Annotated in this window: 9 protein-coding genes; 4 read left to right on the top strand and 5 right to left on the bottom strand. The window is 63.2% G+C overall.

The features are described 5' to 3' along the window. Positions 1-47: 47 nt before the first annotated feature. A complete protein-coding gene (locus ACZ889_RS18365) occupies positions 48-1,424 on the top strand; it encodes an L-serine ammonia-lyase (protein ID WP_104887595.1) in 1,377 nt (458 codons plus the stop codon). A 69-nt stretch (positions 1,425-1,493) separates the two neighbouring features. Here the strand turns inward: ACZ889_RS18365 and ACZ889_RS18360 are convergent, their stop codons facing one another. The 4 genes from ACZ889_RS18360 to ACZ889_RS18345 form a co-directional block, all read right to left on the bottom strand. Next, the gene (locus tag ACZ889_RS18360; protein WP_004374288.1) at positions 1,494-2,171 is read right to left on the bottom strand and encodes a DUF3313 domain-containing protein; all 678 of its coding nucleotides are present in this window, start codon (positions 2,169-2,171) and stop codon (positions 1,494-1,496) included. 140 nt (positions 2,172-2,311) lie between these two features. Next, positions 2,312-3,607: an NAD(P)/FAD-dependent oxidoreductase gene (locus ACZ889_RS18355; RefSeq protein WP_129931703.1), complete on the bottom strand. Its 1,296-nt coding sequence runs from the start codon at positions 3,605-3,607 to the stop codon at positions 2,312-2,314. A gap of 13 nt (positions 3,608-3,620) precedes the next feature. Further along, entirely contained in the window at positions 3,621-4,709 is a 1,089-nt protein-coding gene (locus ACZ889_RS18350) for a polyamine ABC transporter substrate-binding protein (protein WP_004374291.1), read from the bottom strand. A gap of 81 nt (positions 4,710-4,790) precedes the next feature. Next, positions 4,791-6,149 carry a glutamine synthetase family protein gene (locus tag ACZ889_RS18345; protein WP_004374294.1) on the bottom strand — a complete coding sequence of 453 codons (1,359 nt, stop codon included), beginning with the start codon at positions 6,147-6,149 and terminating at the stop codon, positions 4,791-4,793. A 183-nt stretch (positions 6,150-6,332) separates the two neighbouring features. Here ACZ889_RS18345 and ACZ889_RS18340 point away from each other — a divergent pair, with 183 nt between their 5' ends. Together ACZ889_RS18340 and ACZ889_RS18335 are read left to right on the top strand one after the other, a co-directional pair. Then, positions 6,333-7,232, top strand: a complete 900-nt coding sequence (locus ACZ889_RS18340) for a helix-turn-helix domain-containing protein (RefSeq protein ID WP_004374296.1) — start codon at positions 6,333-6,335, stop codon at positions 7,230-7,232. A 78-nt stretch (positions 7,233-7,310) separates the two neighbouring features. Continuing rightward, positions 7,311-9,221: an AAA family ATPase gene (locus ACZ889_RS18335; RefSeq protein WP_267827326.1), complete on the top strand. Its 1,911-nt coding sequence runs from the start codon at positions 7,311-7,313 to the stop codon at positions 9,219-9,221. A gap of 37 nt (positions 9,222-9,258) precedes the next feature. Here the strand turns inward: ACZ889_RS18335 and ACZ889_RS18330 are convergent, their stop codons facing one another. Further along, complete coding sequence (locus tag ACZ889_RS18330) at positions 9,259-10,644, bottom strand: aldehyde dehydrogenase family protein (RefSeq protein ID WP_180690034.1); 1,386 nt, start codon at positions 10,642-10,644, stop codon at positions 9,259-9,261. Between the two features lie 107 nt (positions 10,645-10,751). Between ACZ889_RS18330 and ptrR the strand changes: the two genes are divergently transcribed. Beyond that, positions 10,752-11,618: a putrescine utilization regulator PtrR gene (gene ptrR / locus ACZ889_RS18325; protein ID WP_004374302.1), complete on the top strand. Its 867-nt coding sequence runs from the start codon at positions 10,752-10,754 to the stop codon at positions 11,616-11,618. Positions 11,619-11,715: the final 97 nt, after the last annotated feature.

The raw sequence follows: 11,715 nt of genomic DNA, 5'->3' as shown, positions 1-11,715 counted from the left end.
AGATAACCCTACCCTGGATGCATGTCAGGGTAGGGTCAGGCATTAGCATGGCTATCAGTGTTTTCGACCTTTTCAAAATTGGCATCGGGCCGTCCAGTTCCCATACCGTCGGCCCGATGCGCGCGGCGGCTACCTTTGCCCAGGCCTTGCGTGAGCAGGGGCTGCTGGCCCAGGTGACGCGCGTGGAAGTGCGGCTGTATGGCTCGCTGTCGGCCACCGGGGTTGGCCATGCCACCGATCGCGCGTGCCTGCTAGGCTTGATGGGCCAGTGGCCGGACCGCATCGACCCGTCCACGATCGAGTCGCGCATCGGACAGGTCCTGCAAGAGCACTGCCTGATGCTCGACGGTAGCCATCCGCTGGCCTTCGACTACGGCCGTGACATGCTGCTGCTCGACGAGAGCCTGCCTTATCACCCCAATGCCATGAGCCTGGAAGCCATGGACGGGCAGCGCAGCCTGTTGAGCCAGACCTATTTTTCGGTGGGCGGCGGCTTCATCGTCGAGCAAGCCGAGATCGATGCGCCGGCAAGCGAAACGAATGCCGTGATGCTGCCTTATGAATTCGACAGTGGTGCCCAACTGCTGGCTTTGTGCAAGGCCCACAACCTGAGCGTGGCGCAACTGATGATGGCCAACGAGTGCGCCTGGCGCCCGGAGGCCGAGGTGCGCGAAGGCTTGCTGCGCATCTGGGCGGCCATGCGTGAGTGCGTGGCGAACGGCCTGCGCAACGAGGGCGTCCTGCCGGGCGGCTTGCACGTCAAGCGCCGCGCCGCGCGGTTGCATCGCAGCCTGCAGGAGTTGGGCAAGCCCAACGTGATCGGCTCGACCCTTGGCGCCATGGAGTGGGTCAACCTGTTCGCCTTGGCGGTCAATGAAGAGAATGCCGCCGGTGGGCGTATGGTTACCGCGCCCACCAACGGGGCAGCCGGCATTATCCCGGCGGTGCTGCACTATTACATGAAGTTCAACCCCGGTGCCTGCGATGCTGATGTGGTGGACTTCCTGCTTGGGGCAGCGGCGGTTGGTATCCTGTGCAAAAAGAACGCCTCGATTTCCGGTGCCGAGGTGGGTTGTCAGGGGGAGGTGGGCTCAGCCTGTTCGATGGCTGCTGCCGGCTTGGCGCAGGTACTGGGCGCTACGCCGCCCCAGCTTGAAAACGCCGCCGAAATTGCCCTGGAGCACAATCTTGGGCTGACCTGCGACCCGGTGGGTGGCCTGGTGCAGGTGCCGTGCATCGAGCGCAATGCGATTGCTGCGGTCAAGGCGATCAATGCTGTGCAGATGGCGCTGCGGGGGGATGGCGAGCACTTCATCTCGCTCGATCGGGTGATCCGCACCATGCGTGATACCGGGGCGGACATGCATGCCAATTACAAGGAAACCTCGCGCGGCGGTTTGGCGGTCGCTTTTGTCGAGTGCTGATTTTTAACGCGGTCAACTGGAGCGGCCTTGTGTCACGATGGGCCGCTCCTGAACCCGGTTGCGACGGACTCAGCGGCCTTTCTGCTTGGCTGCCAGGAAGCTCGCACGCATGTCTTTGGCCCAGCCATCGAGCACCGGCTTGACGTCATTCAAGGTCAGCTTCTGGGTATCGTTCTCCAGTTCCTGGCCCGCGCCCTTGCGGACCACCTGGGCCAGTACCTTCTGGCTGGCGCCGTCCAGGAACGCTGCCTCCACACCAACATCCACGTCCTGGTCACGTCCACCCATGGCGGTATTCACTCCTGCCGCGATAAGCGCGATAGGGATCACCTCGTAAGGCTTGAGGCCCTCGTTACTGGTGGACACTGCCGTGATCGCCGGGCGTACCACGATCACGCCCGGGCCAGGCCCCTTGGCCAACGGCATCACGCTGCCCATTTCGCGGCGCAGGGCCTCGTTGAAGTAGCGGGTGATTTCCTGCAGCGTCTGCTGCGAGATAACCGCTGTGGGCTGCGGCTTGGGGTAGAACTGGCTTGGCTCGACGAATACCTGGCTGTATTGATTGATATTGACCTTGGGGTCGATCCAGCGCATCACCGGGTCACCCGACGGGCTCTTGGCCTCTTGCAGCCGGCTGTAGTCTTTGAGGAAGCCGGAGTAATCCTTGGGGTCCACGCGGTTGCTGGAGCAGGCGGCCACGGCAAGCAGCGCGGCGCACAACAGGGTAATGCGAGGCAATGATTTCATGATGAAAAGGCATCCGTGAGAGGTCGGCCTCAACAACGCTAGCAGGTGCGAGGCAGTTGGCCAGTGGACGGGGCAATCCTCTTTGAAAAGAACACAGTGCGTGGCTCGCCCTGAGGGGCGCTGCAAACGTTGTGGCCCACTCAACCCAGGGCCTCACGCAAGCGGTACCACAACATGCCCAGTGCCAGCAGGGGTGAGCGCAGGGCCTTGCCGCCGGGGAAGGTCAGGTGCGGCACGGCGCTGAACACATCCAGGCCGTGGCTGTGGCCGAGGGCGATGCTTTCGGCCAGCAGTTTCGCCGTCCAGTGCGTCACGTTCAGCCCGTGGCCTGAATAGCCCTGGGCGTAATACACGTTAGGGTGCTGGTTCAGGCGCCCGACCTGAGGGAAACGGTTGGCGGTGATGCCGATCATGCCACCCCACTGGTAGTCGATGCGCACGTTGGCCAGTTGCGGGAATACTTTCAGCACCTTGGGCCGCATATAGGCAGCGATGTCCTTGGGGTCTCGTCCAGAATAGTGGCAGGCGCCGCCGAACAGCAGGCGGCGGTCTGCGGTGAGGCGGTAGTAGTCCAGGCCGACCTTCTGGTCGCACAGCGCCATGTTCTGCGGGATCAGGCTGCTGGCCAGCGCTTCGGGCAAGGGTTCGGTGGCCACCACATAGCTGCCGGCCGGCAGTACCTTGCCGCTCAGGCGCGGTTCCAGTTCATCCAGGTGAGCATTGCAGCCCAGCACCAGGCTGCTTGCGCGCACCTTGCCGCGCGCCGTGTGCAGCGTCAACCTGGGCCCGTGCTCAATGCGCAGCACCGGGCTTTGTTCGAAAATGCGCACGCCCAGGCCGTGGGCCGCGCGTGCTTCGCCCTGCACCAGATCCAGCGGGTGCAGGTGGCCCGAGCCCATGTCGACCAGGCCGCCAGCGTACTGGTCGCTGGCGACGATCTCGTTCAACTGCCCGGCGCTGACCAGGCGTGTTTCATGGCGATAGCCCAGGGCGGCCAGGTCGTCCTGTTCCTCCTTGAAGGCCGCGAACTGCGCCGTGGTGTTGGCCAGTTCGCAGAAGCCCCAGCGCAGGTCGCAGGCAATGCCGTAGCGGGCGATGCGCTCGGCCACCAGTTCCACTGAGTCGATGCCGGCCTGCTTCAGGTAGCGCACACCGTCCTGGCCGACATGCCGGGCAAAGCCGCTGACATCATGGCCGATACCGCGAATCAGCTGGCCGCCATTGCGCCCACTGGCGCCCCAGCCGATGCGTCGGGCTTCCAGCAGTACCACCGAGAGGCCGCGCTCGGCCAGCTCCAGGGCGGTATTGACCCCAGTCAGTCCGCCGCCGATCACGCATACGTCGGCCGTCAGTTCGCTGTCCAGGCTGGGGTAGGGTGCCGCGTCGCGCGCTGTGGCGGCGTAGTACGAGGCAGTGTGTTGGGTATTGAAAGACATGAGCGTTCTCGACTCAGCGGTTGGACTTGATCTTGCTCCAGGAGCGGGTCATGACGCGCATGATTTTCGGGCTCGGGGTGCTGGAGATGTACAGCTTGTCCAGCACCTCCTGGGGTGGGTAGATCTCGGGGTTGTTCACCAGCGATGCATCCATGTAGGCCTTGGCGTCCGGGTTGGCGTTGGCATAGCCGACCGTGGCGCTGACCTTGGCGATCACTTTGGGGTCGAGCAGGTAGTTGATGAACGCCAGGGCCTGCTCGGGGTTGTTGGCGTCCTTGGGGATGGCCAGCAGGTCGAACCACAGGTTGCTGCCTTCCTTGGGAATGCTGTAGGCGACCTTCACGCCGTTTTTCGCCTCTACGGCGCGGTTGGCAGCCTGGAACACGTCGCCGGAGTAGCCGAACGCTACGCAGACATCACCGTTCGCAAGGTCAGAGACGTACTTGGAGGAGTGGAAGTAGGTGATATAGGGGCGCAGTTCGAGCAGGCGTGCCTCGGCCTTGGCGTAGTCGCCCGGTTTTTCGCTGCGCGGGTCCATGCCCAGGTAGTTGAGCACGGCCGGGAACAGTTCGTCGGGCGAGTCCATGAATGCCACGCCGCACTGCTTGAGCTTTTTCAGGTTCTCGGGCTCGAACAGCACCGCCCATGAGTCGATATGGTCCACACCCAGTGCCGCCTTGACCTTGTCGACGTTGTAGCCGATGCCATTGGTGCCCCACAGGTAAGGCACGGCGTACTGGTTGCCGGGGTCGTTCTGTTCAAGTTGCTTGAGCAGTTTGGGGTCCAGGTGCTGCCAGTTCGGCAGCTTGCTGCGGTCCAGCGGCAGGAAGGCGCCGGCCTGGGCCTGGCGGGCGAGGAAGTGGTTGGACGGTACCACCACGTCATAACCCGTGCGCCCGGCCAACAGCTTGCCTTCAAGGGTTTCGTTGGAGTCGAACACGTCATAGACCACCTTGATTCCGCTGCTGGCCTGGAAGTCGGCCAGGGTGGTGTCACCGATGTAGTCGGTCCAGTTGTACACACTGACCGTGGGCGCGGCCTGGGTGGTGGTGGCGAACAGCAGGGTGAATGCAGCGGGGATCAGGGCTTGCAGATGACGCATGGGAACACCTCGTTGGTCTTGTTCTTGGAGTTCAGAGCAGGCTTGCCTGTGCATGGGGTGCAAAGCACCCCTCGCGGTGGATCAGACACTCAGCATCAGGAATTCACGCTCCCATGAGCTGATGACGCGCTTGTAGTTCTCGTGCTCGGCGCGCTTGACCGCCACGTAGCCCTGGACGAACTGCTTGCCCAGGTACTGCTGCACGGTTTCGCAGTCTTCCATGTGCTGCAGCGCATCTTCGATGGTGATCGGCAGGCGCAGGTTGCGGCGTTCATAGGCGCGGCCCTGCACCGGTGCGCTAGGGTCGATCTGCTCGACCATGCCCAGGTAGCCGCACAGCAGGCTGGCAGCGATGGCCAGGTACGGGTTGGCATCGGCGCCCGGCAGGCGGTTTTCCACCCGCATCGCCTCAGGGCTGGAGGTGGGCACGCGCAGGCCGGCCGTGCGGTTTTCTTCGCCCCACTCGACGTTGACCGGCGCCGAGGTATCCGGCAGGAAGCGGCGGAACGAGTTGACGTTGGGCGCGAACATCGGCAGCAGCTTGGGGATGTACTTCTGCAAGCCGCCGATGTGATGCAGGAACAGCGGGCTCATGCTGCCGTCTTCGTTGGCGAAGATCGGTTTGCCAGTGGCGATGTCGACCACGCTCTGGTGCAGGTGCATGGCACTGCCTGGTTCATCGGTGATCGGCTTGGCCATGAACGTGGCAGCCACGTTGTGCTTGAGCGCGGCCTCGCGCATGGTGCGCTTGAACACGGTGATCTGGTCGGCCAGGTCCAGCGCGTCGCCGTGGCGGAAGTTGATCTCCATCTGCGCCGGGCCGTCTTCGTGGATCAGCGTATCCAGGTCCAGGCCCTGGATCTCGCACCAGTCGTAAACGTCTTCGAACAGGGGGTCGAATTCGTTGGCGGCATCGATCGAGAACGACTGACGGCCACTTTCAGCACGGCCGGAACGCCCCAGTGGTACCTGCAGTGGCAAATCCGGGTCTTCGCAGCGCTTGGTCAGGTAGAACTCCATCTCGGGCGCGACGATTGGCTGCCAGCCCTTGTCGGCGTACAGCTTGAGCACCTTCTTCAGGACGTTGCGTGGCGAAAGCTCGATAGGGTTGCCTTGCTTGTCGAAGGTGTCATGGATCACGATCGCGGTTGGTTCGATCGCCCACGGGATCTGGTAAACGGCGGTGGGATCGGGGCGGCAGACCATGTCGATGTCGGCGGCGTCGAGCAGGTTGTAATAGATGTCATCGTCGACGTAGTCGCCGGTGACCGTCTGCAGCAGCACGCTTTCTGGCAGGCGCATGCCTCGCTCATGGAGGAACTTGGCGGTGGGCGCAATCTTGCCGCGGGCGATGCCGGTCAAGTCGCTGATCACGCATTCGACTTCGGTGATCCGGTGTTCTTTCAGCCAGGTGGACAGCTGATCGAAGGGGGCGTTCATACAGACCTCTTGGTTGGGTTTTAGTGGGGGAGCGTGGGCGCTTGCGAAAACCGTTGAACAGTTGCGAAGGCGTTACGCTTCCCAGGTGACGCGCTGCAGACTATCTTGGTCGCAGCCCCCCGGGGCAATCTATCCACTTTCTTCAGTATCGAATGCACCAAAAGAGTGCATACAGGACGATGTGTGACAACCGCCAATGCGTTGAAGGTCCAGGCTTTCCACACCACTGACGTCACCGAGCAAGTGCGCGCCACCCCTGGCTGGCAGCAGCAGTACCGGCAGATGTCGCCCGGGTACTTCAGCGGTGAGCTGCGTTGTCTGGGGCTGGAGGGTGTGGAGGTGTACGAAGAGCGCCTGAACACCCGGGTGGAGCAGTTTTTCCGCGCGCCAAGCGGCTCGCTTGCGTTTTGCTTCGACCGCAGCGAGAACAGCCTGTACCTGCTGAACGAACAAAGCCGCAATATCTGGATTACGCCGGAGAACTACCACGAAGTGGCGGTCGTGTTCGACCAGGCGTTCCTGGCCCGCCATGGGCTAGACCCGCAGCGTCTGGAAGGGTTGTTCATGGTGCCATTGGGCAGCGGCCAGAATGCGCTGTTCGGCAGCTGGCTCAGCGCCACCTTGACCCGGCTGGGCGAGGAGGGTTGCCCGTTGCAGGGGCAGGCCCTGGCTGAGCAGTTGCTGGAGGACTGCCTGTTCATTCTTGACAACGCCAGCCAGCGTTTACAGGGCGTGGCCCTGGGGCGGCGGGACGAGGAAAGGGCGATCATGCACCGGGTCAGCGAATGGGCGGCCGACTGCCCGGAAGAAACGCTGAACCTGGTGGAGCTGGCGGAGGTTGCCGGGGTTTCATTGCGTCAGTTGCAGCAGGCGTTCAAAGCATTCACCGGCATGCCGCCTGCGCACTGGTTGCGGCTGCGCCGGTTGAACGGCGCGCGGCGCGATCTTTTGCGGGGAGGAGGGGTGACTGTCGCCGAGGTGGCGATGCGTTGGTCGTTCTGGCATTTGGGAAGATTTTCAGAGAGTTACCGGCAGTTGTTCAAGGAGTTTCCGAGCGAGACGTTGAGACGGGGCAGGGGTTGAGGGGGCACGCCAAAACTGAACCCAGCATCTCGTGCCGAAAGTTGCTATCGTGCCGCCCTGATTTCACCCGAGGTGCCGATGTTCTACCTGCCTTTGCCCAGCGACCAGGCCGACCGCCTCGCCAGCGCCGCCGTAACCGAGTTCTTCACCACCGCCAGTGTGCTCGATGCCGCTGCCGTGCTGTTCGTGCAAAACCTGCCGCGCCAGCCTGCCACCGCGTCGGCCGACGCGCAGGAGCGTCGTTTCGCCGAAATCGTGCGCATCGCCAACGAAGTCGAAGGTGTCGCCCCCGGGCGCTTCCAGGCCCAGGTAGCGCAGCAATTCGATCGCGAAGCGTTCGCCATGGGCCTGGGCATGCTGGGCGAAAATGGCATTGCACTGCTGTCGGCCGAAGTGGAGTACCAGGCGGACGAATGGCTGGACGACGAAGGCCAGTGGAACTTCCAGTTCGCCGACCGCTACCGCCAACGGGCCACGCCGCTGCACCCAGTGTACCTGCCGTCGCTGGCCAGTGACTTGATGCTCAGCGACCAGCAGAACCGCCTGCTGCGTGAATTCCTCAGTGGCGTCGACGAGTCGGTGGCTGTGCAAGGTTTCGCCGGCACCGGCAAGACCTTCCTGATTCACCAGTTCGCCCGGCTGCTGGAGCCACAGCGCACCTTGCTGCTGGCCTTGACCGAAGGGCAGTTGCGCGCGCTGCAGGCGCGGGTCAAGGACGCTGCCGCCTATACCGCGCTGACCTTCGGCCAACTGGCTGACGAGCTGCTCAACCGTGACCTCACCAGCAACGGCTGGCGATTGCGCGATCCATACCGCACCAAGCTGTCCTGGCGCCCCCAGGAAGCGCAAGTGGTGCGCTGGCTGGCCATCCCTGATATCGGCCCGCTCGCAGCGCGTGACGTGGTTGCCTTGTGCATCCGCGCCGTGCGCACGTTCTGCCACAGTGCCGATACCCAGCTTCAGCTGCATCACTTGCCCTGGGCCGGGCCTGGCACCTCGCCGCTGGATCAGGAGGTGCTGCTGGAAAAGGCGCGTCTGTACTGGCAAGAGCTGATTCGCCCGTCGGCGCGGGACATTCAGCTACCGGTGCGTGACTACCACCGGGTCAAGCTGCTGTCGCTGACCGAGCATGTGATCGACAGCCGTTACACCCATGTCATCGTCGACGAGGCCCACGAGCTGTCGGCACCGATGCTGGCGGTACTCGATCGCAGTCCGCAGTCGATCATTACCCTGGGTGACGAACTGCAGAACCTCAACGGCCTCAGCCCGCACCATGGCAGCTTCATCCGGCAACGCTGCATCGACCATTCACTGCGCGCCGGGCCGGCAATGGACAATGTGCTCAACCCGCTGATCCAGGCGCACCCGGCCACGATCCAGGCGGCCTTCAGTGGCAACGCCGAGCACTACACCCGGGTCAGTTTCTTCGATACGGTGATGGTGCCGGAACAGCCCACGGCGCTTATCGTCGATGATGAATGGGGCCTGTTTGGCTGGTTCCAGCGCCTGACGCATCAGGGGGTGCCGTTCTTGTTGCTGAAAAGCGCTCGCAAGGACTTTGAACTGTTCGTCGAGGACTGCATCGAGCTGTACCGCTACGGCACCCGGCCGCGCCACCCGATGCTGTTCCGCTATGCCAGCTGGCAGGCGCTGGAACAGGAAAAGGGCGATGACAAAGCGTTCGTCGCCGTGGCCAATATGCTGCGCAAGGGCTACACGCCGGAGCACTTTGCCAAGGCCAAGAGCCGTTACCGCTGGGACAAGGCGCCGAAGCTGTTCCTGGGGCGAGTACGGGATGTGAAGAACATGGAGTTTGCCCGGGTGATGGTGTCGCCGGAGCTGATGGTGGCGCCACAGGTGGCGGGTAACCGCAATGAACGGGCGCGTATGCTGGCGGGGTTGTATACCGCCTGTTCGCGGGCGCGGCATGAACTGATCGTGCCAGGGGGGATGCTGGACTGGGTCAAGGACCAGGTTCGGGATTGACGCAGCTGGGGCTGCAAAGCAGCCCCAGGGTCATGAATCAGTTACGGTCCAGCCACACGGTCTGGGCATTGGTGAACTCGCGCACACCAAAGTGCGACAGCTCACGGCCGAAACCACTCTTCTTCACGCCACCAAACGCCACGCGGGGGTCGGAAGCGCAGTAGCCGTTGATGAACACGCCGCCGGTGTCCAGTGCGGCGGTCATGCGTTCGGCCAGCGCATAGTCGGCTGTGTAGATGGTCGAGGCCAGGCCAAACTCGCTGTCGTTGGCCAGTTCCACGGCATGGTCGGCATCGCGTGCAGTGATGATCGCCGCTACCGGGCCGAACAGCTCCTGCTTGAACGCGGTCATGTCCGGGGTGACATTGGCGAACACGGTCGGCGCGTAGAAGTTGGCCACGCCTTCGACCTTGTTGCCGCCCAGCAGCAACGTGGCGCCTTCGGCCAACGTCGCCTGAACCTGGCCGTCCAACTCGTCGCGCAGGTCATAGCGGGCCATCGGGCCGATATAGGTGTCGTCCTCCAGCGGGTTGCCGACTTTCAACTGGCGAGTGGCTTCAACGAACTTGTGGGTGAACGCATCGACGATGCTGGCTTCCACGATCAGGCGCTTGGCGGCGGCGCACACCTGGCCGGTGTTCTGGTAGCGGCCTATCACCGCGGCCTGGACGGCAGCATCCAGGTCGGCATCGGCCAGTACGATGAAGGGATCGGAGCCACCCAGCTCCAACACGCACTTCTTCAGCGCGGCACCGGCCTGTGCACCAATCGCCATGCCGGCACGCACGCTGCCGGTCAGGGTCACGGCGGCGATGCGCGGATCGTTGATGGCGCGGGTGACGCCATCCGGGGTCACGTTCAACACTTCGAACACGCCTTCCGGCAGGCCGGCATCCTTGAACAGCTCACCCATCAGGTAGGCGCTGCCCATTACGTTCGGTGCGTGCTTGAGCACGTAGGTGTTACCCGCCAGAATCGCCGGCACGGCGCCGCGCAGCACCTGCCAGACCGGGAAGTTCCACGGCATCACGGCCAGGATCGGGCCCAGCGGGCGGTATTCGATACGGGCTTTTTCGACCTGGGTCGGCTCGGCGGCGAGCATGGCCGGGCCGTGCTCGGCGTACCAGCGGCAAAGGCCCACACACTTGCTGACTTCACCGCGAGCCTGGGCGATCGGCTTGCCAATTTCACGGCTGATCATGTGCGCGAAAGCTTCAGCCTTGGCTTCGAGGGTGGCGGCCAGGGCCAGCAGGTACTCGCTGCGCTGACCCAGCGACACCTGGCGCCACTGGCGGTAGCCAACCTTGGCGCGTTGCAGCGCCGCTTCCAGTGCGGCGTCGGTGTCGAACGGGTAGGCGCCGATCTGCTCGCCGCTGTACGGGTCGAGGGAGATGGCGTGGGTCAGGCTGCTGATCGCGCTCATGGCGGGACACTCTCGTTGTTGTTAATCAGTGAGGCCAGACTAGTGGGCTATGGCTTTAATGAAAACTGAATAATAATGAGCGAAACATTCACGTTTGGAGAATGGCTGTGGACCTGGTGCAACTGGAGATCTTCAAGGCTGTGGCAGAGCAGGGCAGCATCAGCGCCGCCGCGCAGCACATCCATCGGGTGCCGTCGAACCTGACCACGCGCATCAAGCAACTGGAGGAGGACTTGGGTGTAGAACTGTTCATTCGGGAGAAGAGCCGCCTGCGCCTGTCGCCTGCGGGTTGGAACTTCCTCGAATACACCCGGCGCATCCTCGACCTGGTCCATGAGGCGCGGCTGACCGTGGCGGGGGAAGACCCGCAGGGCACCTTTGCCCTCGGATCGCTGGAAAGCACGGCGGCGGTGCGCATCCCGGCGTTGCTGGCCGCCTACAACCAACGCTACCCCAAGGTTGACCTTGACCTGTCCACCGGGCCCTCCGGGACCATGCTCGAAGGCGTGCTGTCTGGCCGCCTGGTGGCGGCGTTCGTCGACGGCCCGGTGCTGCACCCGACGCTGGAGGGCATACCGGTGTTCGAGGAAGAGATGATGGTCATTGCGCCGCTCAACCATACACCGGTGACCCGCGCCCAGGACGTGAACGGTGAAAGCATCTACGCCTTCCGCGCCAACTGTTCATACCGCCATCACTTCGAAAACTGGTTCGTGCAGGACCAGGCGGTACCGGGCAAGATCCACGAAATGGAGTCGTACCACGGCATGTTGGCCTGCGTCAGTGCGGGTGCCGGCCTGGCCATGCTGCCGCGCAGCATGCTCGACAATATGCCCGGGTGCAGCACCGTCAGCGCCTGGCCAATGTCGGAGGACTTCCGCTATCTGAAAACCTGGCTGGTATGGCGACGGGGTACGGTCTCACGCAGTTTGAGCATGTTCGTGAAGTTGCTTGAAGAAGGCCGCGCAAGCTGATGTTTTCGCTCGATAACCTGATTATCTGAAGTGAATTTCATCTCCATGACCAGGCATCAGCACGAACACCCCTTCGCTGGGAGGATCAGATAATAGG

This window comes from Pseudomonas sp. TE3895, assembly GCF_056278855.1.
Note: the sequence above shows the minus strand (reverse complement) of the source record. Positions and strands in the feature narration are given on the sequence as shown.